Origin of the sequence: Pimelobacter simplex (assembly GCF_900114845.1) — a bacterium.
In the GTDB taxonomy this organism is placed as follows: Bacteria; Actinomycetota; Actinomycetes; order Propionibacteriales; family Nocardioidaceae; genus Nocardioides; species Nocardioides simplex.
This window is the reverse complement of record NZ_FOUK01000003.1, coordinates 354,550-379,685: the sequence shown is the minus strand read 5'-3', so window position 1 is coordinate 379,685 and position 25,136 is coordinate 354,550. Positions and strand designations below refer to the sequence as shown.

29 protein-coding genes are annotated in these 25,136 nt (G+C 73.2%); 15 read left to right on the top strand and 14 right to left on the bottom strand.

Translation table 11 applies throughout. From position 1 onward, the window contains the following. Nucleotides 1–50: 50 nt before the first annotated feature. Complete coding sequence (locus BM223_RS14520) at nucleotides 51–251, bottom strand: hypothetical protein (protein WP_141267287.1); 201 nt, start codon at nucleotides 249–251, stop codon at nucleotides 51–53. 95 nt (nucleotides 252–346) lie between these two features. After that, nucleotides 347–778: a Cif family virulence factor gene (locus tag BM223_RS14515; protein ID WP_235318903.1), complete on the bottom strand. Its 432-nt coding sequence runs from the start codon at nucleotides 776–778 to the stop codon at nucleotides 347–349. A gap of 35 nt (nucleotides 779–813) precedes the next feature. Between BM223_RS14515 and rpe the strand changes: the two genes are divergently transcribed. From rpe to BM223_RS14500, 3 genes are all read left to right on the top strand, one after another. After that, nucleotides 814–1,479 carry a ribulose-phosphate 3-epimerase gene (gene rpe / locus BM223_RS14510; RefSeq protein ID WP_082003669.1) on the top strand — a complete coding sequence of 222 codons (666 nt, stop codon included), beginning with the start codon at nucleotides 814–816 and terminating at the stop codon, nucleotides 1,477–1,479. Between the two features lie 142 nt (nucleotides 1,480–1,621). Then, nucleotides 1,622–1,996 (top strand): VOC family protein, encoded by a 375-nt coding sequence (locus BM223_RS14505; protein WP_038679249.1) that lies wholly within the window; start codon nucleotides 1,622–1,624, stop codon nucleotides 1,994–1,996. Between the two features lie 18 nt (nucleotides 1,997–2,014). Next, nucleotides 2,015–2,476, top strand: coding sequence for an MOSC domain-containing protein (locus tag BM223_RS14500; RefSeq protein WP_038679248.1), 462 nt, complete (start codon nucleotides 2,015–2,017; stop codon nucleotides 2,474–2,476). Here BM223_RS14500 and BM223_RS14495 read toward each other — a convergent pair. The 3 genes from BM223_RS14495 to kstD are packed head-to-tail and all read right to left on the bottom strand — an operon-like array spanning nucleotide 2,448 to nucleotide 5,495. Beyond that, nucleotides 2,448–2,876, bottom strand: coding sequence for an OsmC family peroxiredoxin (locus BM223_RS14495; RefSeq protein WP_038679246.1), 429 nt, complete (start codon nucleotides 2,874–2,876; stop codon nucleotides 2,448–2,450). The genes BM223_RS14500 and BM223_RS14495 overlap by 29 nt on opposite strands. A 55-nt stretch (nucleotides 2,877–2,931) precedes the next feature. Continuing rightward, nucleotides 2,932–3,819 carry a MaoC/PaaZ C-terminal domain-containing protein gene (locus BM223_RS14490; protein ID WP_038679244.1) on the bottom strand — a complete coding sequence of 296 codons (888 nt, stop codon included), beginning with the start codon at nucleotides 3,817–3,819 and terminating at the stop codon, nucleotides 2,932–2,934. Continuing rightward, a complete protein-coding gene (kstD, locus tag BM223_RS14485) occupies nucleotides 3,819–5,495 on the bottom strand; it encodes a 3-oxosteroid 1-dehydrogenase (RefSeq protein ID WP_038679242.1) in 1,677 nt (558 codons plus the stop codon). The genes BM223_RS14490 and kstD overlap by 1 nt, the downstream gene beginning before the upstream one ends. 33 nt (nucleotides 5,496–5,528) lie before the next feature. Between kstD and BM223_RS14480 the strand changes: the two genes are divergently transcribed. From BM223_RS14480 to BM223_RS14445, 8 genes are all read left to right on the top strand, one after another. Next, nucleotides 5,529–6,335 carry a 2-keto-4-pentenoate hydratase gene (locus tag BM223_RS14480; protein WP_038679241.1) on the top strand — a complete coding sequence of 269 codons (807 nt, stop codon included), beginning with the start codon at nucleotides 5,529–5,531 and terminating at the stop codon, nucleotides 6,333–6,335. 1 nt (nucleotide 6,336) lies between these two features. After that, nucleotides 6,337–7,239, top strand: coding sequence for an acetaldehyde dehydrogenase (acetylating) (locus BM223_RS14475; protein WP_038679238.1), 903 nt, complete (start codon nucleotides 6,337–6,339; stop codon nucleotides 7,237–7,239). Between the two features lies 1 nt (nucleotide 7,240). Continuing rightward, nucleotides 7,241–8,341, top strand: coding sequence for a 4-hydroxy-2-oxovalerate aldolase (gene dmpG / locus BM223_RS14470; RefSeq protein ID WP_082003668.1), 1,101 nt, complete (start codon nucleotides 7,241–7,243; stop codon nucleotides 8,339–8,341). Nucleotides 8,342–8,458: 117 nt separating this feature from the next. Further along, nucleotides 8,459–9,646: a 3-hydroxy-9,10-secoandrosta-1,3,5(10)-triene-9,17-dione monooxygenase oxygenase subunit gene (hsaA, locus tag BM223_RS14465; RefSeq protein ID WP_038679236.1), complete on the top strand. Its 1,188-nt coding sequence runs from the start codon at nucleotides 8,459–8,461 to the stop codon at nucleotides 9,644–9,646. Continuing rightward, a complete protein-coding gene (gene hsaD / locus BM223_RS14460) occupies nucleotides 9,646–10,533 on the top strand; it encodes a 4,5:9,10-diseco-3-hydroxy-5,9,17-trioxoandrosta-1(10),2-diene-4-oate hydrolase (protein WP_038679234.1) in 888 nt (295 codons plus the stop codon). The genes hsaA and hsaD overlap by 1 nt, the downstream gene beginning before the upstream one ends. Next, nucleotides 10,530–11,426 (top strand): iron-dependent extradiol dioxygenase HsaC, encoded by an 897-nt coding sequence (gene hsaC, locus BM223_RS14455; protein WP_141267288.1) that lies wholly within the window; start codon nucleotides 10,530–10,532, stop codon nucleotides 11,424–11,426. The genes hsaD and hsaC overlap by 4 nt, the downstream gene beginning before the upstream one ends. A 20-nt stretch (nucleotides 11,427–11,446) precedes the next feature. Continuing rightward, nucleotides 11,447–12,097: a flavin reductase family protein gene (locus BM223_RS14450; RefSeq protein ID WP_235318902.1), complete on the top strand. Its 651-nt coding sequence runs from the start codon at nucleotides 11,447–11,449 to the stop codon at nucleotides 12,095–12,097. Nucleotides 12,098–12,161: 64 nt separating this feature from the next. Next, nucleotides 12,162–13,448, top strand: coding sequence for a trypsin-like serine peptidase (locus BM223_RS14445; RefSeq protein WP_052138687.1), 1,287 nt, complete (start codon nucleotides 12,162–12,164; stop codon nucleotides 13,446–13,448). A 6-nt stretch (nucleotides 13,449–13,454) separates the two neighbouring features. Here BM223_RS14445 and BM223_RS14440 read toward each other — a convergent pair whose 3' ends face one another. Genes BM223_RS14440 through BM223_RS14430 form a run of 3 tightly spaced genes read right to left on the bottom strand, consistent with a single transcriptional unit; the run spans nucleotide 13,455 to nucleotide 16,497 of the window. Next, a complete protein-coding gene (locus BM223_RS14440; protein ID WP_038679232.1) occupies nucleotides 13,455–14,447 on the bottom strand; it encodes an acyl-CoA dehydrogenase family protein in 993 nt (330 codons plus the stop codon). Then, nucleotides 14,447–15,340 carry an acyl-CoA dehydrogenase family protein gene (locus BM223_RS14435; RefSeq protein WP_038679230.1) on the bottom strand — a complete coding sequence of 298 codons (894 nt, stop codon included), beginning with the start codon at nucleotides 15,338–15,340 and terminating at the stop codon, nucleotides 14,447–14,449. Before BM223_RS14435 ends, BM223_RS14440 begins: the two co-directional genes overlap by 1 nt. Continuing rightward, entirely contained in the window at nucleotides 15,337–16,497 is a 1,161-nt protein-coding gene (locus BM223_RS14430) for an acyl-CoA dehydrogenase family protein (protein ID WP_038679228.1), read from the bottom strand. The genes BM223_RS14435 and BM223_RS14430 overlap by 4 nt, the downstream gene beginning before the upstream one ends. Before the next feature lie 97 nt (nucleotides 16,498–16,594). Here BM223_RS14430 and BM223_RS14425 point away from each other — a divergent pair, with 97 nt between their 5' ends. The 3 genes from BM223_RS14425 to BM223_RS14415 all read left to right on the top strand — a co-directional run bounded on the left by BM223_RS14425 (nucleotide 16,595) and on the right by BM223_RS14415 (nucleotide 19,877). Then, complete coding sequence (locus BM223_RS14425; protein ID WP_038679226.1) at nucleotides 16,595–17,815, top strand: acyl-CoA dehydrogenase family protein; 1,221 nt, start codon at nucleotides 16,595–16,597, stop codon at nucleotides 17,813–17,815. 61 nt (nucleotides 17,816–17,876) lie between these two features. After that, nucleotides 17,877–18,680: an SDR family oxidoreductase gene (locus tag BM223_RS14420; RefSeq protein ID WP_038679221.1), complete on the top strand. Its 804-nt coding sequence runs from the start codon at nucleotides 17,877–17,879 to the stop codon at nucleotides 18,678–18,680. 33 nt (nucleotides 18,681–18,713) lie between these two features. Continuing rightward, complete coding sequence (locus BM223_RS14415) at nucleotides 18,714–19,877, top strand: acetyl-CoA C-acetyltransferase (protein ID WP_038679213.1); 1,164 nt, start codon at nucleotides 18,714–18,716, stop codon at nucleotides 19,875–19,877. An 87-nt stretch (nucleotides 19,878–19,964) separates the two neighbouring features. Here BM223_RS14415 and BM223_RS14410 read toward each other — a convergent pair whose 3' ends face one another. From BM223_RS14410 to BM223_RS14390, 5 genes are all read right to left on the bottom strand, one after another. Continuing rightward, the gene (locus tag BM223_RS14410; RefSeq protein WP_038679206.1) at nucleotides 19,965–20,579 is read right to left on the bottom strand and encodes a response regulator transcription factor; all 615 of its coding nucleotides are present in this window, start codon (nucleotides 20,577–20,579) and stop codon (nucleotides 19,965–19,967) included. Continuing rightward, nucleotides 20,576–21,688: a sensor histidine kinase gene (locus BM223_RS14405; RefSeq protein ID WP_038679198.1), complete on the bottom strand. Its 1,113-nt coding sequence runs from the start codon at nucleotides 21,686–21,688 to the stop codon at nucleotides 20,576–20,578. The genes BM223_RS14410 and BM223_RS14405 overlap by 4 nt, the downstream gene beginning before the upstream one ends. A gap of 20 nt (nucleotides 21,689–21,708) precedes the next feature. Further along, entirely contained in the window at nucleotides 21,709–22,497 is a 789-nt protein-coding gene (locus BM223_RS14400; protein ID WP_052138686.1) for an ABC transporter permease, read from the bottom strand. Next, nucleotides 22,494–23,456: an ABC transporter ATP-binding protein gene (locus BM223_RS14395; RefSeq protein WP_052138685.1), complete on the bottom strand. Its 963-nt coding sequence runs from the start codon at nucleotides 23,454–23,456 to the stop codon at nucleotides 22,494–22,496. Before BM223_RS14395 ends, BM223_RS14400 begins: the two co-directional genes overlap by 4 nt. Before the next feature lie 91 nt (nucleotides 23,457–23,547). Beyond that, nucleotides 23,548–24,231 carry a PilZ domain-containing protein gene (locus BM223_RS14390; protein ID WP_038679196.1) on the bottom strand — a complete coding sequence of 228 codons (684 nt, stop codon included), beginning with the start codon at nucleotides 24,229–24,231 and terminating at the stop codon, nucleotides 23,548–23,550. A gap of 97 nt (nucleotides 24,232–24,328) precedes the next feature. Between BM223_RS14390 and BM223_RS14385 the strand changes: the two genes are divergently transcribed. Then, on the top strand, nucleotides 24,329–24,712 hold the full coding sequence (locus BM223_RS14385) for a VOC family protein (RefSeq protein ID WP_038679194.1): 384 nt from the start codon (nucleotides 24,329–24,331) through the stop codon (nucleotides 24,710–24,712). A 10-nt stretch (nucleotides 24,713–24,722) separates the two neighbouring features. Here BM223_RS14385 and BM223_RS14380 read toward each other — a convergent pair whose 3' ends face one another. Further along, nucleotides 24,723–25,094, bottom strand: coding sequence for a hypothetical protein (locus BM223_RS14380; protein ID WP_052138684.1), 372 nt, complete (start codon nucleotides 25,092–25,094; stop codon nucleotides 24,723–24,725). Between the last annotated feature and the right edge of the window lie 42 nt (nucleotides 25,095–25,136).

The window sequence follows — 25,136 nt, the reverse complement described above, 5'->3', positions numbered from 1 at the left end:
AAGGTTGCCTCGTGCTGGGATCGGGTCCGGGCGAGCCGGGGCCGGGTGGCTCACGCGCTGAGCGGCGGCCGGTCCAGGACGGCGCGCAGCTCACGGGCGTGCGCGTGCAGGATCACGGCGGCGAAGCCGTTGCCGGAGGCCTCCTCGAGCGCGGCCTCCTGGTCCCAGGCGTCGGCCAGGCGGTGGACGCCGGCCTGGTCCGCCGCGCGGCCGGCGGCGTCGGCGGCCCGCTTGCGGGCCTCGCTGTTCATCATCGGCATGGTGGTGCCTCCCCACGGCGAGTCGGCGGTGACTCGTCCTCCCATGATCGGCCGCCGGGCGCCGGATCGGAGGAGAATCGCCGAGGTCAGGCGGGATCGTCGACCCAGGCGACGGCGCTGATCCGCCAGCCGTCGGCGGTCCGGACGAGCTGGATCGACTTGGTGCCGGAGCCGGTGACCTCGGCGCCGTCCTGGTGCCAGGACTTCGCGTAGGTGCACCAGTGCTGGGCGATGTCGCCGGCCAGGTCGGTGCGCCCGGCGACCACCCACTCGCGGAAGTCGGTCATGGTGCCCGACGCCAGCAGGGCGACGCGCGGGGCGATGAACCCCTCGACGTCGTACGTCGTGGGGCCGGCCGGATCGGCCGGGGCGGTGCGGACGACGAGCGCCTGGGGGAGCAGGACCGCGCGCAGGTCCGCGGCTCGCTCGGCAGCGTCCGGACCGCTGACGAAGGCGGCGAAGAAGCGGGCGACGACGGCCTCGACGGCGGCGCGATCGCTGGTGGAGACCTCGGGCACGCCTCCGATCATGCCCGACCGTAGACTGACGGCCCGTGGGCCACATCCAGATCACGCCGTCGATCCTCAACTCCGACTTCGCCCGGCTAGGCGAGGAGGTCGCCCGGATCCCGGGCGCCGACTGGGTCCACGTCGACGTCATGGACAACCACTTCGTGCCGAACCTGACGTTCGGCCCGACGATGGTCGAGGCGCTCGCCCGGGTCAGCCCGGTGCCGCTCGACGCGCACCTGATGATCGAGGACGCCGACCGCAACGCCGTCGCCTACGTCGAGGCCGGGTGCGGCTCGGTGACCTTCCACGTCGAGGCGGCCAAGGCGCCCGTCCGGCTCGCCCGCGAGATCCGGTCCGCCGGCGCCCGGGCGTCGATGGCGCTCAAGCCGGCCACGCCGATCGAGCCCTACGAGGACCTGCTGCCCGAGCTCGACATGCTGCTCATCATGACCGTCGAGCCGGGCTTCGGCGGCCAGAAGTTCCTCGACCTGTGCCTGCCGAAGATCCGCCGGGCCCGGGCGATGATGGACAAGCACGGCATCGAGACCTGGCTCCAGGTCGACGGCGGGGTCTCGCTCGAGACCATCGAGCGGTGCGCGGAGGCCGGCGCCGACGTCTTCGTCGCGGGCTCCGCGGTCTACTCGGCCGACGACCCGGACGCGATGATCGCCGCGCTGCGCGCGAAGGCCGACGCCGCGCGCGGCTGACCGTGTCCTAGGCTGGGCTCGATGATGACCAGTCGGGCCCGTGCGGGCCGCTCCCGGAACGGCGACCTGGTCGTGGTCTGATCCGCGCACCTCCTGGCGTCTGCGTCACCCCGACCAGAACGCAGACCACCTCAGGAGAGACATGACCGCGCACTTCAACCACACCATCATCGCGTCGACCGACCCGGCGGCGATGGCCGCCTTCTACCGCGACCTGCTCGAGGCCGACGAGCAGCCCTCGTGGGGGCCGTTCACGAACCTCACCATCGGCGGCGACGTCCTGCTGCAGTTCGCGACGCCGCCGGTCGAGTTCCCGCCCCAGCACTACGCGTACCTGCTCGACGACGAGCACTTCGACCGGGCGTACGCCTGGATCACGGCCGCGGCCCGGCAGCACTGGGCCGATCCCCAGCAGACCCGGCCCGGTGAGGTGAACGACGAGCACGGGGGCCGGGGCGTCTACCTGCTCGACCCGTCGGGCCACTACCTCGAGCTGATCACCCGGCCCTACCTCTGAGCGCCTACGCTCGGCGTCGTGCCGGAGCAGCCCGTCGTCGCCGAGATCCACGTCGCCAAGGCGACCCGGTTGCCGATGCAGGCCAAGGACGTCGTCGAGGTCGAGACCGGCCGCGGGATCGTGGGCGACCGCTACCACGGCACGCGGCACCGGCACGTCACGGTGCAGAGCCGGGAGACGCTCGACGAGGCGGCGCAGGTCTACGGCCGTCCGGTCCCGAGCGAGCTGACCAGGCGCAACCTGACGATCAGCCACGGCGTGGTGCCACGCGACCCGGGGCAGCGGATCCGGGTCGGTGAGGTGCTGCTGGAGGTGGTCCGGGTGGCGGCGCCGTGCAAGCTGCTCGACGACACGATCGGCGCCGGAGCGCAAGAAGCGCTCCGGCGCCGGGCCGGGACCGTGTTCCGGGTCCTCGAGGGCGGGACGATCCGCGTGGGGGACCCGGTCGAGCTCAGCCCTCCAGAGCCGCGTCCAGCGTGATCTCGGTGCCGGTGAGCGCCTTGCTCACCGGGCAGCCCGCCTTGGCGGCCGCGGCCGCCTCGGCGAAGGCGGCCTCGTCGAGGCCCTCGACCTCGGCACGGACGGTGAGCTTGATGCCGGTGATCGCGGGGCCGGCGCCCAGCGTCACGTCGGCGGTCACGTCGAGCGCGACCGGGGTGCCGCCGGCCTTGGCGATCTCGCTGGACAGCGCCATCGAGTAGCAGGCGGAGTGGGCGGCGGCGATGAGCTCCTCGGGGCTCGTCGTACCGTCGGCGTCGTCGGCGGCGCGCTTGGGGAACGACACGTCGAAGGTGCCGGCACCGGACGAGGTCAGCTCGACCTGGCCGGAGCCGTCCTGGAGACCGCCGTTCCAAGCAGTGCGGGCAGTGCGCGTGGGCATCGGGGGAACACCTTTCGTCGGGGCGTCGGGGACGCACCCAACGTAGCGCCGCCCCCTATGCCAGCGACAGCACGCAGTCGGCGAGGACGGGGGAGCCGTCGCGCTCGCCGCCGTCGATCGCCGCGGAGGCGATGATCGACCCGCCCTCGCGCCAGCCGGACACCCGGATGGTCTCGCCCGGGAAGACGACGCCGGCGAAGCGTCCGGTGAAGCCGCCGACCTGGGTGGCGTCGCCGCCGAGCAGGCCGTCGGTGAGCTCGCGCAGGACGATGCCGTAGGAGCACAGCCCGTGCAGGATCGGCGCCGGGAAGCCGGCCGCCTTGGCGAAGCCCGGGTCGGCGTGCAGCGGGTTGCGGTCGCCGCAGAGGCGGTAGAGCAGGGCCTGCTGCGGCGTCACGGCGTACGACGACACGTGGTCCGCGTCGCGCTCGGGGACGTCGACGGCGGTGGCCGAGCCCCGGTCGCCACCCCAGCCGCCCTCGCCGCGCACGAAGATCGACGAGCGGGTCCGCCAGAGCTCCTCGCCGCTGCCGTCGCTGCCGGCGGTGGCGACGCCCTCCTGCCAGATGACGGCGGCCTTGCCCTTGTCCCAGACGTCGGTGATCGTCGTCCGCACGGTGGCCGTGCCGGAGGTCGGCAGCGCGCCGGAGACGGAGATCGACTGGGCGCCGTGCACGACCTGGGCGAGGTTGATGTCGCAGCCCGGCAGGTCGAGCGGCGGCGGGTCGGTCTCGTGGAAGGTGGGCGCGACCACGCCGAACGACGGCAGCACCTGGAGGGCGGCGTCGTCGAGGGTGTACCGCAGCGCCGCGGGCGACAGGTTGTCGCCGGACCGGGAGCCCGCGCCGATGGCCAGGTGGTAGAGCAGCACGTCGGACTCGGTCCACGAGAACGTGCGGGCGCCGAGGTCGGCGCCGATCGCGACGGACGGGTCGATCGGCATCAGCTGCGCTCCTTGGTGAGGTCCTCCGCGGCCAGGTAGCCGAAGACGATGGCGGGCCCGATCGTGCCACCCGGGCCCGGGTAGGTGTTGCCCATGACGGCAGCCGAGACGTTGCCCGCGGCGTAGAGGCCGGGGATCACCGAGCCGTCCTCGCGCAGCACCCGGGCGCGCTCGTCGGTGACGAGGCCGCCCTTGGTGCCGAGGTCGCCCGGGACGATCTTGACGGCGTAGAACGGGCCCTTCTCGATGGGCGCGAGCGAGCAGTTCGGCTTCACCGTCGGGTCGGAGTAGTACTTGTCGTACGCCGACTCGCCGCGGTGGAAGTCCTCGTCGGTGCCCGAGCGGGCGAAGCCGTTGAACCTGTCGACGGTCGCGTCGAGCGAGCCCTCGGGCAGGCCGACCTTGGCGGCCAGCTCGGCGAGCGTGTCGGCCCGGACGACGACGCCCTCCTTGTACCAGCGGCCGGGGAACGGCTGCCGTCCCGCGACGCCCGCGAACAGGTAGCGGTTGCGGTAGGTCTGGTCGAACACCATGTACGACGGCACGTGGTCGACGCCCGTGGCCTGGCCCTTGTAGATCTCGTGGGTCGCCTCGACGTAGGGGAGCGCCTCGTTCATGTAGCGCTGCCCGGCGGAGTTCACGATGATCGAGCCGGGCAGGTTGCGCTCGGCCAGGCAGAACCAGGCGCGCCCTGGGAGCGGGATGGTCGGCCCCCACCAGGCGTCGTCGAGCAGGTCGGTGGCGGCACCGGCCGCCGTGCCGGCGAGCAGGCCCGCGCCGGTGTTGGCCGGCGCGCCGGTCGACCACTCCGCGGCGGTCGGCTGGGGGAGGAACTTCTCGCGCAGCTCCTGGCTGTGCTCGAAGCCGCCGGAGCCGAGGATGACGCCGCGCCGGGCGCGGATCTCGCGGCGCTCCGTCCCACCGTCGGTCGAGCTTGTCGAGACCACCACGCCCACGACCCGCCCGTCCTCGACGAGCAGGTCGAGCAGGGCGGTGTCGTACTCGACCGGGACACCGGCGTCGGCGAGGCCCTTGCGCAGGCCGATGGCGATGGCGTTGCCCATCGCGAACATCTTCTTGCCGGTGACGATCGCGAGGAGGCGCTTGAGCATCACCTTCACCATCGTCAGCGGGCCGCGGAGGGTGCGCAGGCCGAGGCTGATCTTGCGGAAGTCGGCCTGGGTGACGATGAGGTTGGCCGGTGCCTTCGTGTACGGCGGGTGCAGCCGCTCGAGCTCGTCACCGAGGAAGCGCGCGTCGAGCGGGACCGGCTCGACGCTGCGCCCGCGCGGGCGGCCGCCGGGCTGCTCGGGCAGGTAGTCGGCGTACTCGGGGACCCAGGTGAAGCGCAGCGGGGTCTTCTCGCGCAGGAAGCCGAGGACCTCGGGGCCGCGGTCGAGGTAGGTGTCGCGGCGGACCTTCGGGACGACGTCGCCCACGATGGAGTCGAGATAGGTCTTGGCGGCCTCGCGGTCGCCCGGGTCGACCTGGCCGGCCGCCTCCAGGGCATAGTTGCCCGGGATCCACACGCCGCCGCCGGAGCGGGCGGTCGAGCCACCGAAGTAGCTGCTCTTCTCGACCAGGACGGTGTCGAGGCCCTGGGCGGAGGCGGCGAGCGCGGCCGACATGCCGGCACCGCCGGCGCCGACCACGACGACGTCGTAGGAGTCCTTCATGCGAAAAACTGTAACAGGTTCTAGTATGTCCGGGTGACCCCTCCAGACGCCGTCGCGGCGGCCGTGGACCGGCTCGCCTCGGCCCAGGCGACGCGGGTGCCGTGCGCGGCCGTCCGCGACCTCATCGGGACCGACGACCTGCCCGCCGCGTACGCCGTCCAGCAGGGTCTCGTGCAGGCCCGGATCGCCGGCGGAGCGCGGGTGGTGGGCCGCAAGATCGGGGCCACCTCCGAGGCCGTGCAGCGCCAGCTCGGCGTCGACCAGCCCGACTTCGGCTACCTGCTGAGCGACATGGACGTCAGCGACGGCGCCGCTGGCGCACCGGTCTCGATGCGGACGCTGGTCCAGCCGCGGGTCGAGGCGGAGGTCGCCTTCCGGCTCGGCGCCGACCTCGCGCCGGCGAGCGAGGACGAGATCACCCTCGAGCTGGTCCGGGCGGCGGTCGACGTCGCGCTGCCGGCACTCGAGATCGTCGACTCGCGCATCGAGGGCTGGGACATCACGTTCACCGACACGGTCGCCGACAACGCCTCCAGCGGGCTGTTCGTGGTCGGCCGTGACGGACTCCCGCTCAGCGGGATCGAGCCCCGCGACGTCGTCATGTCGCTGACGATCAACGGCGAGGAGCGCTCGGCCGGCACCGGCGCCGCCTGCCTCGGCGACCCGCTCGAGGCGCTGCGCTGGCTCGCCGTCCAGGCGCACCGCTTCGGCGACCCGCTGCGCGCCGGCCACCTGATCCTGTCCGGGGCCCTGGGCCCGTTCGTGCCGTTCGCCGCGGGCGACCGCGTCACGGCGTCCATCAGCGGCTTCGCGCCGCTGACCGTCACCTTCGAGGAGTGAGATGAGCAAGCTGACCGCCGCGATCGTCGGGCCCGGCAACATCGGCACCGACCTGCTCTTCAAGCTCCGGCGCAGCGACGTCGTCGAGCCGCGCTGGATGATCGGCGTCGACCCGTCGAGCGAGGGCCTGCGGATCGCCGCCGACCACGGGCTCGCCGTCAGCCACGAGGGCGTCGACTGGCTGCTCAAGCAGGACGAGCTGCCCGACCTGCTCTTCGAGGCGACCTCCGCCTACGTGCACCGCGAGTACGCGCCGCGCTACGCCGAGGCCGGCATCCGCGCGATCGACCTGACCCCGGCCGCGGTCGGGCCCGCCGTCATCCCGCCGGTCAACGGCACCGAGCACGTCGGCGCGCTCAACGTCAACATGATCACCTGCGGCGGCCAGGCCACGATCCCCATGGTCAACGCGGTCTCCCGGGTCACCCCGGTGTCGTACGCCGAGATCGTCGCGTCCGTCTCCAGCGTCAGCGCCGGGCCGGGCACGCGCGCCAACATCGACGAGTTCACGCGTACCACCGCGGCGGGCGTCGAGACGATCGGTGGCGCCGCGAAGGGCAAGGCGATCATCATCCTCAACCCGGCCGACCCACCGATGATCATGCGCGACACGATCTTCTGCGCCGTCGACCCGGACGCCGACACCGACGCGATCGCCGAGTCCGTGCACCTCATGGAGCAGGCCGTCCAGCAGTACGTGCCGGGCTACCGGCTGCTCCAGGAGCCCCAGTTCGACGGGCCCTCGGACTTCACCCGCGGGATGCGCCGGGTCTCGATCTTCGTCGAGGTCGAGGGGGCGGGCGACTACCTGCCGCCGTACTCGGGGAACCTCGACATCATGACCGCCGCGGCCGCGCAGGTCGGCGAGAACATCGCCCGGCACCTGATCGAGAAGGGCAACTGACATGGGTCTCGACAAGCTCGACCACCGGGCCGACGCACTCACCCGCACCTGGTCCGGCACCCACGGCGACGAGCCGTTCGGGACGCTCGACCTGCGCCTCACCGACACCTGCCTGCGCGACGGCTCGCACCACAAGCGCCACCAGTTCACGGCCCAGGAGGTCGAGGACGTCGTCCGCGCGCTCGACGAGTCCGGCATCCCGGTGATCGAGGTGACCCACGGCGACGGCCTGGGCGGCTCGTCGTTCAACTACGGGTTCTCGCGCACGCCCGAGCAGGAGCTGATCCGGATCGCCGCCGCGACGGCGAAGCGGGCCAAGATCGCCTTCCTGATGCTCCCCGGCGTCGGCACCAAGGACGACATCCGCGCCGCCCAGGACAACGGCGGCCAGATCTGCCGGATCGCCACCCACTGCACCGAGGCCGACGTCTCGATCCAGCACTTCGGGCTGGCCCGTGAGCTCGGCCTCGAGACGGTCGGCTTCCTCATGATGAGCCACACCCAGCCGCCTGAGGTGCTCGCGCAGCAGGCCCGGATCATGGTCGACGCCGGCTGCCAGTGCGTCTACGTCGTCGATTCCGCCGGCGCGCTCATCATGGAGCAGACCGCCGACCGGGTCGCCGCCGTCGTCGCCGAGATCGGGAGCCAGGCCGACGTCGGCTTCCACGGCCACGAGAACCTCGGCCTCGGCGTCGCCAACACGGTGATCGCGGCCCGCGCGGGCGCGACCCAGATCGACGGCTCGGTGCGCCGCTTCGGCGCGGGCGCCGGCAACACGCCGCTCGAGGCGTTCATCGGCGTGTGCGACAAGCTGGGCTGGACCACCGGCGTCGACTTCCTCAAGATCGTCGACGCCTCCGAGGACGTCATCAAGCCGGCCATGCCCGAGGAGTGCCAGCTCGACCGGATGACGCTGATGATGGGCTACGCCGGCGTCTACTCCTCGTTCCTCAAGCACGCCGGCAACGCCGCCGAGCGGTACGGGGTGAGCGGGGCGCAGATCCTGCTGGAGGCCGGGCGGCGCAAGCTGATCGGTGGCCAGGAGGACCAGCTGATCGACATCGCGCTGCAGCTGAGGGCGCGGGCGGGTGCGGGCGTCTGACGTGGCAGTTTCACCGCCTAGGCGGTGAAACTCCCGCTCAGCGGCGATCCCGACTTGCCAAAACTAGAACGTGTTCTACTATTGGACACACACTCTGTCGCAGACACAGGAGCTCCCATGAACCAGGACTTCACTCCCGAGGTAGCCGCCGTCCTCGCGGGCGTGCGCGACCTGCTGCCCACCTTCCGCGAGCGGGCCGAGGAGGGCGACCGCCTCCGGGTGATCCCGGACGCCTCGATCAAGGAGCTCGAGGAGACCGGGTTCTTCCGCCTCCTCCAGCCGAAGCGGTACGGCGGCCTCGAGGCCGACCCGGTCGCGTTCTACACCGCGGTGCGCGACATCGCCTCGGCCGACGGCTCGACCGGCTGGGTCTCCAGCGTGGTCGGCGTGCACCCGTGGCAGGTGGCGCTCTTCGACGACAAGGCGCAGCAGGCCGTGTGGGGCGACGACCAGAGCGTGCGGCTCTCGTCGTCGTACGCCCCGACGGGCAAGGCCGTCGTCGCCGAGGGCGGCTTCACGCTCTCGGGCAAGTGGAGCTTCTCGTCGGGCTCGGACCACTGCGCGTGGGTGCTGCTCGGCGGGCTCGTGTTCAACGCCGAGGGCCAGGTCGTCGACTTCCGGACGTTCATGGTCCCGCGCGAGAAGTACCAGGTCGTCGACGTCTGGAACGTCGTCGGCCTGCGCGGCACCGGCTCGAACGACATCGTCGTCGAGGAGACCTTCATCCCCGAGGAGTTCACGCTCTCGATGGGCGAGACCGGCCAGTGCAAGGGGCCGGGCCAGGCGGTCAACACGAGCGACCTCTACAAGCTGCCGTTCCACTCCATCTTCACCTCGACCATCGCCACGCCGATCATCGGCATGGCCAAGGGCGCGTACGCCGAGCACGTCGAGATGCAGCAGAAGCGGGTGCGGGCGGCGTACCTGGGCGAGAAGGCGTCGCTCGACCCGTTCGCCGCCGTGCGCATCGCGCGCTCGTCGTCCGAGATCGACGCGGCCTGGGCGCTGCTGCTGAGCAACATCCGCGAGGAGCAGGCGCACGTGGCGAAGGGGGAGCAGATCCCGCTCGAGCTCCGGCTGCGCGTGCGCCGCGACCAGGTGCTCGGCACCGCCCGCGCGATCGAGGCGATCGACGCGCTGTTCGAGGCCTCCGGCGGCCGTGCCCTCGCCGAGGGCACCTACCTGCAGCGCGCGTGGCGCGACGCCCACGCCGGGCGGGTGCACGCGGCCAACGACCCCGAGCGCGCCCTGCAGATGTACGGCGCCCAGCAGTTCGGCCACAAGGTCGACCCGGGGATGTACTGATGGCCGACTTCTCCCAGGAGGCGACCCGTCGCTCGGCCAAGGCCGGCGACATCACGCTCAACTACTACGAGGCCGGCCCGGAGGGTGGGTCGCAGGTCGGCGGCGGCCTGCCGTTCGTGCTGCTGCACGGCGGCGGCCCGGGTGCCTCGGCGTGGAGCAACTTCGGCTCGGCGCTGCCGCGGTTCGCCGGGACCTTTCGGACCCTGCTGGTCGACCAGCCGGGCTTCGGCGCCTCGGACAAGCCGCCGGTGACGGCCAACTACTTCCGCCACTCGGCGTCGTACCTCGTCCGGCTGCTCGACGAGCTCGAGATCGACCGGATCCACCTGCTCGGCAACTCGCTCGGCGGAGGGACGGCGACCCGGTTCGCGCTGGAGTACCCGGACCGCGTCGGCCGGCTCGTCCTGATGGGCCCCGGCGGCATGTCGGTCAACCTCTTCCACGCCGACCCGACCGAGGGCGTCCAGCGGCTGATGGACTTCAGCATGAACCCCAGCCGCGAGGCGCTGCGGGCGTTCATCTCGACGATGGTCGTCAACCAGGCGCTCGTCACCGACGAGCTCGTCGAGGAGCGGTTCGCCGACGCCACGGCGCCCGGCTCGCTCGAGGCGATGCGCTCGATGGGCGCGTCGTTCTGGAACCCCGAGTGGGCCGAGGACGGCATGCTCTGGCGCGAGGCGCACCGGCTGCGCAAGCACACCCTGCTGACCTGGGGCCGCGAGGACCGGGTGAACCCGCTCGACGGCGCCCTGGTCGCGCTCAAGCAGATCCCCAAGGCCCAGCTCCACGTCTTCCCGAACTGCGGCCACTGGGCGCAGATCGAGGCGGCCGACGAGTTCGCCGAGATCTGCACCGCCTTCCTCGCCCGCCACAAGGAGCGTTCATGACGATCGACATCAGGTCGATGGGCTACATCCGGGTCGCGAGCACCGACCTGGACGCCTGGCAGACCTTCGCCGGCAAGGTCCTCGGCCTCGCCGCGGGCCGCGGGCCCAACCCGGAGCACCAGTACTGGCGCATCGACGACGTGTCCGCCCGCGTCGTCGTCTTCCCGAGCGACGTCGACCAGCTCGACTGCACCGGCTGGGAGCTCGCCGACCACCAGGCGCTCCAGGCCGCCCGCGAGCACCTGCAGAAGGCCGGCGTCGAGTTCGAGGAGGGCACCCGCGACGAGCTCGCCGAGCGCCGGGTCCAGGAGCTGATCCGGTTCCGCGACCCGTGGGACAACGTCTTCGAGCTCTTCCACGGCATCACCTACGAGTCGCGGCCCGTCGTGACGCCGTACGCCGCGAGGTTCGTCACCGGCGACCAGGGCATGGGCCACATCGTCGTCCCGGTGCTCGACGACGTCGAGGCGCTCCGGTTCTACACCGAGGTGCTGGGCTTCCGGCTGCGCGACTCGATGAGCATGCCGGGCGAGTTCGTCGGCAAGGAGCCGGGCAGCAAGGTCTGGCTGCGCTTCCTCGGCGTGAACCCGCGCCACCACTCGCTGGCGTTCCTGCCGATGCCCAACCCGAGCAAGTGCGTGCACGTGATGCTCGAGGTCGACGAGCTCGACCACGTCGGACGGGCGCTGGAGCGGGTCCGCAAGCACAAGGCGCCGCTGTCGGCGACGCTCGGGCGGCACATGAACGACGAGATGATCTCGTTCTACGTCAAGTCGCCCGGCGGCTTCGACGTCGAGTTCGGCACCGAGGGCATGACCGTCGACGACGCCCGCTGGGTGGCGCGCGAGTCGACGGCGGTGTCGTACTGGGGCCACGACTTCGGCGGACAATGAGCGCGACTAACGTGGGCGACGTGAGCGAGATCCCCGACGGCATCAGTTCCGACGCCCGGGACACCTGGCCGCACCCCGAGCTGATCCAGTCGTGGCTGGGCGATGCCGAGGTCGACTTCGAGCTCCGCCCGGGCGAGGAGGTCGCGGTCCACGACGACCCCGAGGCCCAGGCGGCGGCTCGGCGGTTCCGTGACGTCCTCGGCTGCTTCGCCTCCGGCATCGCGGTGGTCACGACGATGAGCGGCGACGAGCCGGTCGGTATCACCTGCCAGTCGTTCTCCAGCGTCTCGCTCGACCCGCCGCTGATCACGTTCATCCCGGCCCGCTCGTCGCGGGCCTGGCCGCTCATCCAGCGCGCGGGGCGGTTCTGCGTCAACATCCTCGCCGCCGACCAGGAGCACGTCTCCGGTCAGATGGCGACCAAGGGCGTCGACAAGTTCGCCGGGATCGACTGGACGCCCGCCGCGGCGACCGGCTCGCCGGTCATCACGGGGACGCTCGCCCACCTCGACTGCACGATCCACGCGGTCTACGAGGGCGGGGACCACTTCATCGTGGTCGGCCGGGTCGAGCACCTCGAGACGCACGACCCGCAGGCCGCGGTCACCGAGCCGCTGCTCTTCTTCAAGGGCCGCTACCGCACCACCGACACCGCCAACACCGCTTCGTAGCCTCGCGGGCCGCTCGCGCGTTGATCCTCCGATCGACGTACGACGGCCCGGTCTGGGGGGATCGATGGCGACGAAGAGGCGCGCGACCGCCGCGCTGGCGTGGCTGCTGCTCGCCGGCCTGCTCACGACCGCGCCCGGGGCGACGGCCGCCGCGCCCGCGCCGGCCGCCGGGGGCGGCGCGGGACCGGTCGACGTCCGGGCCTACTGGACGCCGCAGCGGATGCGCGCGGCCGTGCCGGTCGACCGCTCCGCCGGCGTCACGGTCGCCGGCCGCCGTCCGGCCGCGGGTGGTGCCCGGGCGCGCGCGGTGGTGGCGCCGCGCAGCACCGGCAAGCTGTTCTTCTCCGACGGCGCGTCCGACTACGTGTGCTCCGGGGCCGCGGTCAACACCCCGGAGCGCAATGTCGTGCTCACCGCCGGGCACTGCGTCAACAGCGGCGCGACCCGCGGCCTGCTCGGCTGCCGGCCGGGGCGCTACTTCACGCGCTTCCTGTTCGTGCCCGGCTACGTCGCGGGCGCGCGCCCCTATGGCGCCTGGGCGGGCGTCACCGCGCTCGCCCAGCCCGACTGGGTCAACCAGTGCGGCAACTTCAGCCACGACCAGGCCGTCCTGACGGTCGCACCTCTCGGCGGGCGTCAGCTCGTCGACGTGGTCGGGGGCAACGCCGTCGCGTGGGGCTACCCGCCGCGCGAGGACGGCGTCCGGGTGATCGGGTGGCCGGCCGAGGCCCCCTACGACGGCGAGCGGGCGCAGCAGTGCGCCGGCCCCACCACGGCGTTCCCCGAGACCGGCGACGCGCAGATGTCGTGCCCGCTCAACGGCGGCGCCAGCGGCGGCCCGTGGTTCCTCGGCATGGTGAGCCCGGACGTCGGCTACATCTGGGCGGTCACCTCCCGGCGGACCACCGAGGGCCCGGCGCTCCTGCTCGCCTGGCCGCTCGACCGGACGATCCTGACGCTGCTCGCGGCCGTCCGCTCGGCGACGGCGACGGCGACCGCCGCGCGCCCCCGTGGGCGCGGGCCGCTGTCGGTGGCCGCGCTCCCGGCGGTCACCGGGCGCGGCCAGCCCTACCGGCTGCGGCTGCGGGCGCGGGCCGGGACCCGCGTCGTCGTCCAGGCCCGGCGCTCGGCGACGGCGCGCTGGCGCCGGCTGACCGTGGTCCGGATGCCGGCCTCGGGCGTGGTCGACCTCAACCGGGCCAGCGGGCCGGCCGGTCCGGTGTGGTTCCGGCTCAAGCAGGGCAAGCGGGTCGGCAAGAAGGCCAAGGTCGTGGTCCGGGCGTGCCCGCTCCCGGTCGACCGGCGGGCGGCCGTGGTGGCTGCCACCGGTTGCAGCAGCCCCACGGCCTGAGCGGGCTCAGAGCGCGACGGCGCCCCGGTGCGCGTGCGGCGCGCCGAACAGCTGACCGAGCGCGTGCGCCCGCTTGAAGACCAGGTGCGCGTCGTGCTCCCAGGTGATCGCGATGCCGCCGTGCAGCTGGACGCACTCGCTCGCGGCCAGGCTCGCCGTCTCCAGTGCGTACGACGCCGCGGCGTGCGTCTGGAAGGCCGCCTCGTCGGGGTCGGTCGCCGGGTCGCTCAGCGCGTACGACGCCGCCCAGCTCGCCGAGCGCGCCATCTCGACGCGGGCCAGGACGTCGGCCATCCGGTGCTTGAGCGCCTGGAACGAGCCGATCGGCCGGCCGAACTGCACCCGCTCCTTGCTGTAGTCGACCGTCATCCGCAGCGCCCGGTCGGCGAGGCCGACGGCCAGGGCCGCCACGGAGGCCGCACCGACGAGCTCGGCCCGGGTGCGCGCGGCGACGCCGTCGCCGATCACGGTGAGCTCGGCGCCGGACAGGTCGAGCCGGGCGAGCCGGACGCTCTGGTCCATCGCCTCGACCCAGGTCGCGCTCGCGCCGCTCACCTCGACGAGGTCGTCACCGCGCACGGCGAGCACGATCGCGGCGCGGTCGCCGTCGAGGACGGCACCGTCGTCGAGCGCGAGGGTCGCGATCTCGCCCGCCGCGATGCGGGGGAGCAGCCGCGCCCTGGCGTCGTCGGTGCCGCCGGCGAGCAGCGCCTCGGTCGCGACGGTGGTGGCCAGCAGTGGGCTGGGCGCGAGGGTCCTGCCGAGCTCCTCGAGCACCACGGCGGTCTCGAAGAAGGTGGCGCCGACGCCGTCGTGCTCCTCGGGGACCGCGAGCGCGGCCACGCCGATCTGCTCGCACAGGGTCGCCCAGAGCGTCTCGTCGTACCCGCTCGGGGAGACGGACGCCGCCCGCACGGCCGCCGAGTCGGCGCGCTTCTCGAGCAGCCCGCGGACGGTCGCGGCCAGCTCGGCCTGCTCCTCGCTGAGGTCGAAGTGCATCAGGCGCTCCCGACCAGCGAGTCGAGGATGCGTGCGCGGTGCTCGGCCGGCGTGCCCCAGGCGGTGACCAGCGCGCGGATCTTGGTGATCCAGACGCTCAGGTCGAACTCCTGCGTGTAGCCGATCGCGCCGTGCACCTGCAGCCCCGTGCGCGAGGCGAGGTAGGCCGCGTCGGCGCACGCCACCTTGGCGGCCGAGACCGCGCGCGGCGTGGGGTCGAGCGCGGCGCCGTGCACGAGGGGGCGGGCGAAGTCGAGCGCGATCCGGACGTCGGCCAGCTTGTGCTTGATCGCCTGGTACGAGCCGATCTCGCGGCCGAACTGCTTGCGCTGCTTGACGTAGGTGACCGCGTCGGCGAGCACCCGCTCGCCGGCACCGAGCAGCTGGGCGGCGGTGGCCAGCACCGCGAGGTCGTGCGCCGCGGCGAGGTCGCCGTCCGCGTCGACCGCGTCGCCGACGGTGACCTCGAACAGGTGGCGGCTCCGGTCGACCGAGGTGAGCGCGGCGCCGACGGTCGCCGCGTGCAGCGCGCCGCCGGCCACGGCGTAGACCTGGTCGGCGACGTCGGCATCGAGGGCGTACGGCATCGCGACGGTGGCAACGCCGTCGACCTCGGCGCCGAGGGCGAGCGGCAGGTAGGCGGCTGCCTCGACCCAGGGACCGGGCACGGCGTGCCGGCCCAGCGCCTCGAACGCGACGCACAGCTCGACCGGCGTCGCCTCGGTGGCGAGCATGGTCAGGCCCTGCTCGGCGAGGCGCTCCCAGAGCGCGAGTCCGGGGGCGTGGTCGCCGGCGGCCCAGGCCCGGGCCACCGCGACGCTGTCGGCGGCGGACAGCAGGGCGTCGAGCGACGCGGCGAAGTCCCGCTGGTCGGTGGTGAGCTCGAACCTCACTTCTGGACTCCCTTCGGCTCGCGGGGGAGCCCGAGGATCCGCTCCGCGATGATGTTGCGCTGGATCTCGTTGGTGCCCGCGTAGATCGGGCCGGACAACGAGAAGGTGTAGCCGTCGAGCCAGGTCGACTCGGCCTCGGCGTCCGGGCCGAGCAGGCCGAGGGCGGTCTCGTGCAGCGCCACGTCGAGCTCGCTCCACCAGACCTTGTTGACCGAGCCCGCCGCGCCGACGTCCCCGCCGTTCTTGAGCCGGGTGACGGTGCCCCACGTGTAGAGGCGGTACGCCTCGGCCTTGATCCACGCGTCGACGACGCCCTGGGTGGCGGCCGCGCGGTCCGGGCCGTCGGGCGTCTCGTCGTAGAGCGCGAGGAGCCGGTCGGCGGCCGCGGTGAACCGGCCGGGGGAGCGCAGCGAGAGACCGCGCTCGTTGCCGGCGGTGCTCATCGCGACCCGCCAGCCGTCGCCGGGCGCGCCGAGCACGTCGGCGTCCGGGACGAAGACGTCGTCGAAGAAGACCTCGGCGAAGCCCGCCTCGCCGTCGAGCTGGGCGATCGGGCGCACGGTGACGCCCTCGGCGTCGAGCGGGAAGAGGAAGTAGGTCAGGCCCGCGTGCTTCTGCGCCTCGGGGTCGCTGCGGAACAGGCCGAAGCCCCAGTGCGCGAGCGCGGCCCGCGAGCACCAGATCTTCTGGCCGTTGAGCACCCAGCCGCCGCGCTCGTCGTCGCGGCGCGCGGTGGACTTGAGCGAGGCGAGGTCGGAGCCGGCCTCGGGCTCGCTCCAGCACTGCGCCCAGATCCGCTCGCCGGTCGCCATCGAGGGCAGGAAGCGGCTCTGCTGCTCGGGGGTGCCGTGCTCGAAGATGATCGGCGCGAGCAGGAAGATGCCGTTCTGCGACACGCGCAGCGGCGCGCCGGCCCGGTAGTACTCCTCCTCGAAGATGACCCACTCGACGAGGGACGCCTCGCGGCCGTGGTGCTCCCGCGGCCAGGAGACGACCGACCAGCGGTCGGCGGAGAGCTTCGCCTCCCACTCCTGGTGCCGCACGAAGCCCTCGGCGGTGTCGAGGGACGGCAGCGGCTCGGCCGGCACGTTGGCCGCGAGCCAGGCGCGTGCCTCGGCCTGGAAGGCCAGCTCGGACTCGCTCAGTTCGAGATCCATGTCAGTTCGTGTTCCTCATCCCGTCGGGACCGTTGTGCGAGAGAATCTAGGCCCGGTCCGTGCTTGAACCAAGCATTTGCTTGGTAGGGTAGCAGCCATGAACCTGACCGAGGGTGCTGAGGACCGCGCTTTCCGCGCCGAGATCCGGGAGTGGCTGGGCGACCACCTCACCGGCGAGTGGGCGGCGCTGCGCGGGCTGGGCGGTCCCGGGCGCGAGCACGAGGCCCACGACGAGCGACTCGCCTGGAACCGGCACCTCGCCGAGCACGGCTGGACGGCCGTCGGCTGGCCCACCGAGCACGGCGGCCGCGGGCTGTCCCTGTGGCAGCAGGTGATCTTCCACGAGGAGTACGCACGCTCCAACGCGCCGGCCGGCGTCAACCACCTCGGTGAGCAGCTGCTCGGCCCGACGCTCATCGCGTTCGGCACGCCCGAGCAGCAGCAGCGCTTCCTGCCCGAGATCGTGGCGGTCCGCGAGCTGTGGGCGCAGGGCTACTCCGAGCCCGGCGCCGGCTCCGACCTCGCCAACGTGCAGACCCGGGCGCGTCTGGTCTCGACAGGTTCGACCGGCGGAGGTGAGGAGTGGGTCATCGACGGCCAGAAGGTGTGGACGTCGCTCGCGCACCTGTCCGACTGGTGCTTCGTCGTCGCGCGCACCGAAGCCGGCTCGGCGCGCCACCAGGGACTCTCCTTCCTGCTCGTCCCGCTCGACCAGGACGGCGTCGAGGTCCGCCCCATCGAGCAGCTCACCAGCGGCTCGGAGTTCAACGAGGTCTTCTTCACCGGCGCCCGCACGGCCGGCGACCTCGTCGTCGGCGAGCCGGGCCGCGGCTGGGGCGTGGCGATGGGCCTGCTCGGCTTCGAGCGCGGCGTGTCCACCCTCGGCCAGACCGTCGGCTTCGCTCGCGAGCTCGAGAGCGTCGTCGCCCGGGCCAAGGAGAACGGCTCCATCGACGACCCCGTCGTGCGCGACCGGCTCGCCGAGCTCAAGGTCGAGCTCGCCGTCATCCGCAGCTACGCGCTGCGTGCGCTCGCCCTGGTCGAGGGCGGCCAGGACTCCGCGGCCGGCGGGGGAGCGGGCTCGATCTTCAAGCTCGCCTGGGCCACCTGGCACCGCACCCTCGGCGAGGTGGCGATGGACGTCGCCGGCCGCGACGGGCTGCTCACCCGGGAGTCCGGGGCGTCGTACGACCTCGACGACCACCAGCGTCTCTTCCTCTTCTCGCGCGCCGACACCATCTACGGCGGCAGCGACGAGATCCAGCGCAACATCCTCGCCGAGCGCGTGCTCGGCCTACCGAAGGAGCCCCGCGGATGAATCACCCCACAAAGTTCTTCTCCTCCGCTTTGCTCCCCCGAACAACTTCGCGGGGGCCCCGATGACCGCCATGCGACCCGAACAGCCGACCCCCGACTACGTCCCGGGCCACGACCTGCTCGCCGGCAAGGTGGTCGTCGTGACCGCCGCCGCGGGGGCGGGCATCGGCGCGGCCGTCGTCCGCCGGGCGCTGGAGGAGGGCGCGAAGGCCGTCGTGTTCAGCGACACCCACGAGCGCCGTCTCCAGGAGGCCGAGGAGGCGCTGGCCGCCGAGTTCGGCGCCGACCGGGTCCGCCAGCTGGTCTGCAACGTGACCAAGGAGGAGGACATCACCGCCCTCCTCGACGCGGCCGACGAGCTCGGCGGCGTCGACATCATGATCAACAACGCGGGCCTGGGCGGCACGGACTCGATCCTCGAGGTCACCGACGAGACCTGGAACCGGGTCATCGACATCACCCTCACCGGCACCATGCGCGCCACCCGCGCCGTCGGCCAGCGCTTCGTGGCGGCCGGCAAGAAGGGCGTCATCGTCAACAACGCCTCCGTGATCGGCTGGCGCGCGCAGGAGGGCCAGGCCCACTACGCGGCCGCCAAGGCGGGCGTGATGGCGCTGACCCGGTGCTCCGCGCTCGACCTCGCGCCCCACGGCATCCGGGTCAACGCGGTCTCGCCCTCGCTGGCGATGCACCCGTTCCTCGAGAAGGTCACCTCGCCCGAGCTGCTCGTCGAGCTCAAGCAGCGCGAGGCGTTCGGCCGCGCGGCCGCCCCGTGGGAGGTCGCCAACGTGATGGTGTTCCTCGCCAGCGACTACTCGTCGTACCTGACCGGCGAGGTCATCTCCGTCAGCAGCCAGCACGCCTGATCACCCCTCACTTCGAACGCAAGGAGACCTGCCATGGCTGAGGCCTACATCGTCGACGCGGTCCGCACCGCGGTCGGCAAGCGCGGCGGCGCGCTCGCCGGCGTCCACTCCGCCGACCTCGGCGCGCACTCGATCGGCGCGCTCGTCGAGCGGACCGGTGTCGACCCGGGCGCCGTGGACGACGTCATCCTGGGCTGCTGCGACACGCTCGGCTCGCAGGCCGGCGACATCGCGCGGACGGCGTGGCTCGTCGCGGGCCTGCCCGACCACGTCCCCGGCGTCACCATCGACCGCCAGTGCGGCTCGTCCCAGCAGGCCGTGCACTTCGCGGCCCAGGCGGTCATGTCCGGCACCCAGGACCTCGTCGTCGCCGGTGGCGTGCAGAACATGAGCGCCATCCCGATCTCGGCCGCGATGCTCGCGGGCCAGCAGTACGGCTTCTCGACGCCCTTCGCCGAGTCGCCCGGCTGGATCAAGCGCTACGGCGACCAGGAGGTCAGCCAGTTCCGCTCCGCCGAGATGATCGCGGAGAAGTGGGACATCTCGCGCGAGGACATGGAGCGCTACGCGCTCGCCTCGCACGAGCGGGCCCGCGCCGCGATCGACGCCGGTCGCTTCGCGAGCGAGATCGCGCCGTACACGCTGGAGGACGGGACGGTCTTCGCCACCGACCAGTGCCCCCGCGACACGTCGCTGGAGAAGATGGCCGGCCTCGAGCCGCTCGCCCCCGGCGGCCGGATCACCGCCGCCGTCGCCTCGCAGATCTGCGACGGCTCGGCCGCGCTGCTGGTCGCCTCGGAGCAGGCGGTCAAGGACCACGGACTCACCCCGCGGGCGCGGATCGTGCACCTCTCGGTGCGCGGCGACGACCCGGTCTGGATGCTCACCGGCCCCATCCCCGCCACGAAGCACGCGCTGGCCAAGAGCGGGATGTCGATCGACGACATCGACCTGTTCGAGTGCAACGAGGCGTTCGCGTCCGTCGTCCTGGCCTGGATGAAGGAGACCGGCGTCCCCCACGACAAGCTCAACGTCAACGGCGGCGGCATCGCCCTCGGGCACCCCATCGGTGCCACCGGCGCCCGCCTGATGACCACGCTGCTCAACGAGCTCGAGCGCACCGGCGGGCGCTACGGCCTGCAGACCATGTGCGAGGGCGGTGGTCAGGCCAACGTGACCATCATCGAGCGCCTCTGAGCTTGTCGGGTCGAGCGCGTCTCCAGGGCTTCGGAGCGGCAGCAAGCTGCCCGGCGTGCCCTTCCCGCCGCGCTGCCGACCTGAGCCTCAGATCCAGCCCATCCGGCGCGCCGTCGCGGCGGCGTCGTGCCGGTTGGCCGCCCCGAGCTTGATGACCGCGCTCGACAGGTAGTTGCGGACGGTGCCCGGCGACAGCGCGGCCCGCTCGGCGATCTCGTCGACGGGCGCGCCGTCGGCGGCGAGCTCGAGGACGTCCGCCTCGCGCGGGGTCAGCGGGCTGTCGCCGGCGGCGATCGCCTCGGCGGCCAGCTCGGGGTCGACGTGGCGCCCGCCGGCGTGGACCTTGCGGACGACCTCGGCGAGCGTCACCGCCGACGTCGTCTTCGGCAGGAAGCCGCGGACGCCGGCACCCAGCGCGCGCTTGAGGTGACCCGGGCGTCCGTGGCTGGTCACGATCACGACGCCGCACCCGGGCAGCCGGCCGGCGAGCTGCTCGGCGACCGCGATGCCGTCCGGGCCGGGCATCTGCAGGTCGAGGACCGCGACGTCAACGGCGTGCTTGACCGCCATCGCCAGCGCCTCGTCGCCGGTCGCGGCCTCGGCGACGACGGCGAGGTCGGGCTCGAGCCCGAGCAGCTGGACGAGGGCGGTGCGGATCAGGTTCTCGTCGTCGGCGAGCAGCACCCGGATCGGTGACGTCACGAGATCTCCTGCAGGGGGTCGGCGAAGCGGGCGGTGAGCCGGAAGGACGGCACGTCGGCGGACGTCGTCAGGGTGGCGCCGAGCGGGGCGAGCCGCTCGCGCAGGCCGTCGAGGCCGAGCCCGGTGGCGCCCGGAGGTGACGCGGTCACGCCGTCGTTGGTGATCGAGAGCTCGTCCCCGCGGAAGGTGATCGCGACCTGGGTCGCGGCGGAGTGGCGGAGCACGTTGGTGACCGCCTCGCGCACGATCCAGGCGGCCGGCTCCTGCCAGGGCGCGGGCACCTCGGCGACGTCGAGGCGGACGTCGATGCCGGCCGATCGCAGCAGCGACCGCGCACCCTCCAGCTCCTGGTGCAGGTCGGTCGGGCGGTAGCCGCGGGCCAGCTCGCGCGCCTCGCGCAGGGCGTCGTGGGCGACGCCGCGGACAGCGAGGATCTGCGCCGCCGCACGCGGGTCCTGCCGGTCGGCGAGCGACGCCGCGAGCTCGGCCTGGACGGCGATCGCGGAGAGCCGGCGTCCCATCACGTCGTGGACGTCGCGGGAGAACCGCAGCCGCTCCTCGGCGACCGCCAACGCTGCCTGCGCGGATCGTGCCTGGTCGAGCTCGGTGACGACGCCGAGCAGCCACAGCGAGGCGCGCACGGTGAAGACGCAGAAGGCCGCCATGAACATCCCGCCGGCCAGCAGGGCCGGGTCGCCGGTCGTCGCGCCGATGAGGACGCCCAGCCCGAGGACGAGTGCCACGGTCAGCCAACGGTCCCGCAGCCCGCCCAGCGACCAGACCACGTTGACGAAGACCGCGACGACCACGACCTCCCACACCGGGTGTGGCAGCGCCAGCGCGACCGCGACCGCGCTGAGCGCGAGGAGCAGGGCGATCCGGCGCCACGGGCGCTGCTGGTCGAGCACCGCGTGCAGCACGCTCGTGGCCAGCACCGTGAGCACGAGGATCCCGGTGCCCGCGACGGCGAAGGCCGTGCGGTGCTCGGGATCCTGCGCGATCGCGGAGATGGTCAGCGTGCCGACGAAGAACCACAGCAGCAGGTAGAGCGACTGCCGGGTGTAGACGTCGACCCGCTCGACCTCGCTGAGCTCGGACCAGCGGCGCATGGGGTCGAGCCTAGGCGCTCTCACACCCGGGGCTCCCAGTGCAGCGAGCGCGCCGCGAGCGCGAACGCCGCCACGGTCCAGGCGACCAGCACCGCGAGGTGCGGCGCGGCCGCGCCCCAGGTGGCGGCGAGGTCGAGGCTGCTGGTGGTCCGGCCGTCGTCCAGGCCGAACCAGGTGACCCGGACCAGGCCGGTCAGCGCCGCACCCGGCGTGAGCTCGGCCCAGCGCTGGGCGGCCTCGGGGAGGGCCAGGCTGAGCTGGCCGCCCACGGCCAGGAGGATCACCGGGAGGCTGGTCAGCTGGGCTGCCTCGGCGTTGCGGGTCCAGGCCGCCGTCCAGAAGGCGAACGCGGCGTACAGCGCGATGCACGCGAGGACGCCCACGACGTACAGGAGCGGGTTGCGGGGGAGGTCCTGGCCGAACGCCGCGGCGACCGGGATCGCCGCCAGCGCGACCACCACGGCGATCACCGCACCCGGCAGCACGAGCGCCGTGAGCAGCTCGGCGTCGCGGGCCTCGCCGGTGCGCAGCCGCTTCAGGACGAGCTCGTCGCGGCGGGTCACGAACTGCGACAGGACGTTGTAGAAGACCGGGAAGACGAGCGCCATGGTCAGCGTCGTCGCGATGGTCGCGGCGCCGAGCGCCTCGTCGCCGCGGTCGCCGCCGAGCAGCAGGGCGAGGGGGAGCAGGGGCAGCGCGGCCGCATAGGTCAGCGCGAGCCGGTTGCGGGTCAGCAGGACGGCGTTCCAGCGGGCCAGCCGGAGGGTGCGCGGCACGGAGATGCGGGGGACGACGGGGAGGGTGCTCATCGGAGGGCCGCCTCGGGCTCGGGGGTGGTCGTGGTGGTGGTCGCGGGGTGGGTGCCGTCGGCGATCGCGAGGAACACCGACTCCAGGCTGGCGTGGCGGGCCTCCAGGTCGTCGAGCCGGAGCCCCTCGGCGCCGGCCCGGACCAGCAGGGCCGTCAGCGTCTCCTGGAGCGCGTCGGTCTCGACGGTGGTCCGGCCGCCGTCGGTGATGACGCCACGGCCCGCGGGGAGCTCGTCGAGCCAGGCCGGCGCGCTCGTCGTGCGGAGCCGGATGTGGGAGGGATGCCCGGCCACCACCTCAGCCGCCGTCCCGGACCGGACGATCCGGCCGGCGTGCATGATCTCGAGCCGGTCGGCGAGCGCCTCGGCCTCCTCGAGGTAGTGCGTGGTCAGCAGCACCGTGGTGCCGGCGTCCCGCAGCGACCGGACCAGCGCCCAGACGTCGCGCCGGCTCTCGGGGTCGAGCCCCGTGGTCGGCTCGTCGAGGAGCAGCACCTCGGGTCGGCCCATCAGCGCGCACGCCAGGTCGAGCCGGCGTCGCTCACCGCCCGACAGCGCCCGGACCGCGACGTCCGCCCGATGCCCGAGGCGGAGCAGGTCGACCACCTCGGCCAGCGGGCGCGGCGCGGTCAGCGTGCCGGCCCACATCCGCAGCGTCTCGTCCACGGTCAGGTCGCCGGAGAAGCCGCTCGTCTGCAGCAGCGTGCCGGTGCGCCGCCGTACCTGGTCGCGCGCGGCGACCGGGTCGAGGCCGAGCACCCGGACCTCGCCGGCGCTGGGGGAGCAGAGCCCCTCGACGACCTCCATCGTGGAGGTCTTGCCGGCGCCGTTGGTGCCGAGCAGGGCGGTGAGGGTCCCCGCGGGCACGTCGAGGTCGACGCCGCGGACCGCCTCGTAGGCCGTCGCGCCGGAGCCGTAGGAGCGGCGCAGGCCGCGGACCTGGATCGCTGGTGAGGTCATGCCTCCACGGTGCCGCCGGAGGCCGGCGTCCGGCAGGCCGCGCTGTCACCGGTTCCCGATGACATCTGTCATACGGGCGCGGCCGGGACGCTCAGGTACGGCTGCGCCGGCGCCGCTCGACCGCGAACACGACCGCCCGCAGCCGGTCGCCGTGCCGGCGCGGCTCGGCGAACGCCACCGCCACCCCGTGGCCCCCGCTCGCGAACGCCACGTGCCGCACCACCGTCGCCGGTTGGGTGAGGTTCTCCCCGTCCACCCGGACCGTCGCCTCGACCCGGGTGCCGAGCGCGGGCGGGCGGCTCGGGACCGTCGCCAGCAGGCCGCCCTCGCTGAGGTCGACCACGACGCCGTGGAGCTCGACGGGCTCCGGCTGCTCCTCGGTCTCCTCGGTCTCCTCGGTCTCCTCGGTCGCCTCGGTCCAGGTGAGCAGCACCGGGACGGTGAGCCGGGCCCGGAAGTAGGCCCGCTCCTGCAGCCGGGTCGCGGGCGCGTTGGCGCACACGAGCCAGACGTCGCCGTACGCGCGCCGGCCGGGACGGGTGCGCACGGTGCACTCCATCCGGCCCAGCGGGTAGGTCCAGGCCAGGGTCGCGTCGAAGTGGTGCTCGCGCGGGTCGAGGCCCGGCGGCGGAGCGACGACGAGGGTGGTCGAGCCGTCCGGCTGCGGCTCCAGGTCGAGGACCTTCGTCTGCAGCGCGAGCGGCGCGCCCGACGTCGGCCGGACCGTCAGTGCGACGGACTGCAGCACGGCAGGGTGCAGCTCGGGCGGTGCCATGACCATGTCGTGCTGATCGGCACCGCGGTCGCGCGGTTGAGGCCGATCGCGCACGTTTCGGCACGGGGTGTCGGCGGCCGCTGCTTCGATGGGGCCCATGATCGATCACCTGGGCATCAACTGCGCCGACCTCGACACGTCCAAGACCTTCTACGACCGCGTCCTGGGCGCGCTCGGCCACTCCCGCGTGATGGACTTCGGGGTGGCCTGCGGCTACGGCGTCGAGGGTCACCCCGGCTTCTGGCTGAGCAGCTATGCCGACATGCCGGCCGACCAGCGCGAGGTCCACGTCGCCTTCGAGGCCGCCGACGTCGCCGCCGTCCATGCCTTCCACGAGGCCGCCGTCGCCGCCGGCGCGGAGGTCCTCCACGCGCCGCGCGCCTGGCCGGAGTACCACCCCGGCTACTACGCCGTCTTCGTGCGCGACCTCGACGGCAACAACATCGAGGCGGTCACCCACCAGTACGTCGCCGCGGGCTGAGCGTCGCGGCTCAGAGCACCGTCCACCAGAGGCCGATGACCCCGGGGGCGAGCCCGAGCAGCAGCCACGGCGACTTCCACGAGCGGCCGTTGAGCAGCAGCGTGGCGGCGATGCCGCCGACCATGAACGCCACGGCGATGATGTTGAGGCCGACCCGGGCGTCGGTCCGGTCGGGGTCGACGTGGTCGGCGGCGATCACGAAGCCGGCCGAGAGGTGCAGGATCGTGGTCACGACCAGCACCGACACCACCCGGCGCTGGACCCGCTGCAGACGCTCGAGGTCGCGCGGGTCGGGCGCCTTGCGCGGGGCGTTGGGGTCCATCAGGTGGCGCCGGCGAGCGGAGCCGGGAGTGCCGGGACCGGTGGGCGGCGTCGCGTTCACCCGGCCAGGATATCCAGTGGAACCGGCGGCTCCGGCACCGCA

Coding starts and splice junctions, on each gene's coding strand:
- kstD (WP_038679242.1), bottom strand. CDS start 5,495: ATGAAGGACTCCTACGACGTCGTCGTGGTCGGCGCCGGCGGTGCCGGC.
- BM223_RS14400 (WP_052138686.1), bottom strand. CDS start 22,497: ATGAGCACCCTCCCCGTCGTCCCCCGCATCTCCGTGCCGCGCACCCTC.
- hsaA (WP_038679236.1), top strand. CDS start 8,459: ATGAACCAGGACTTCACTCCCGAGGTAGCCGCCGTCCTCGCGGGCGTG.
- BM223_RS14445 (WP_052138687.1), top strand. CDS start 12,162: ATGGCGACGAAGAGGCGCGCGACCGCCGCGCTGGCGTGGCTGCTGCTC.
- BM223_RS14520 (WP_141267287.1), bottom strand. CDS start 251: ATGAACAGCGAGGCCCGCAAGCGGGCCGCCGACGCCGCCGGCCGCGCG.
- BM223_RS14420 (WP_038679221.1), top strand. CDS start 17,877: ATGACCGCCATGCGACCCGAACAGCCGACCCCCGACTACGTCCCGGGC.
- hsaC (WP_141267288.1), top strand. CDS start 10,530: ATGACGATCGACATCAGGTCGATGGGCTACATCCGGGTCGCGAGCACC.
- BM223_RS14415 (WP_038679213.1), top strand. CDS start 18,714: ATGGCTGAGGCCTACATCGTCGACGCGGTCCGCACCGCGGTCGGCAAG.
- BM223_RS14405 (WP_038679198.1), bottom strand. CDS start 21,688: ATGCGCCGCTGGTCCGAGCTCAGCGAGGTCGAGCGGGTCGACGTCTAC.
- BM223_RS14490 (WP_038679244.1), bottom strand. CDS start 3,819: ATGCCGATCGACCCGTCCGTCGCGATCGGCGCCGACCTCGGCGCCCGC.
- BM223_RS14440 (WP_038679232.1), bottom strand. CDS start 14,447: ATGCACTTCGACCTCAGCGAGGAGCAGGCCGAGCTGGCCGCGACCGTC.
- BM223_RS14425 (WP_038679226.1), top strand. CDS start 16,595: ATGAACCTGACCGAGGGTGCTGAGGACCGCGCTTTCCGCGCCGAGATC.
- BM223_RS14505 (WP_038679249.1), top strand. CDS start 1,622: ATGACCGCGCACTTCAACCACACCATCATCGCGTCGACCGACCCGGCG.
- BM223_RS14390 (WP_038679196.1), bottom strand. CDS start 24,231: ATGGCACCGCCCGAGCTGCACCCTGCCGTGCTGCAGTCCGTCGCACTG.
- hsaD (WP_038679234.1), top strand. CDS start 9,646: ATGGCCGACTTCTCCCAGGAGGCGACCCGTCGCTCGGCCAAGGCCGGC.
- dmpG (WP_082003668.1), top strand. CDS start 7,241: ATGGGTCTCGACAAGCTCGACCACCGGGCCGACGCACTCACCCGCACC.
- BM223_RS14475 (WP_038679238.1), top strand. CDS start 6,337: ATGAGCAAGCTGACCGCCGCGATCGTCGGGCCCGGCAACATCGGCACC.
- BM223_RS14395 (WP_052138685.1), bottom strand. CDS start 23,456: ATGACCTCACCAGCGATCCAGGTCCGCGGCCTGCGCCGCTCCTACGGC.
- BM223_RS14385 (WP_038679194.1), top strand. CDS start 24,329: ATGATCGATCACCTGGGCATCAACTGCGCCGACCTCGACACGTCCAAG.
- BM223_RS14430 (WP_038679228.1), bottom strand. CDS start 16,497: ATGGATCTCGAACTGAGCGAGTCCGAGCTGGCCTTCCAGGCCGAGGCA.
- BM223_RS14495 (WP_038679246.1), bottom strand. CDS start 2,876: ATGCCCACGCGCACTGCCCGCACTGCTTGGAACGGCGGTCTCCAGGAC.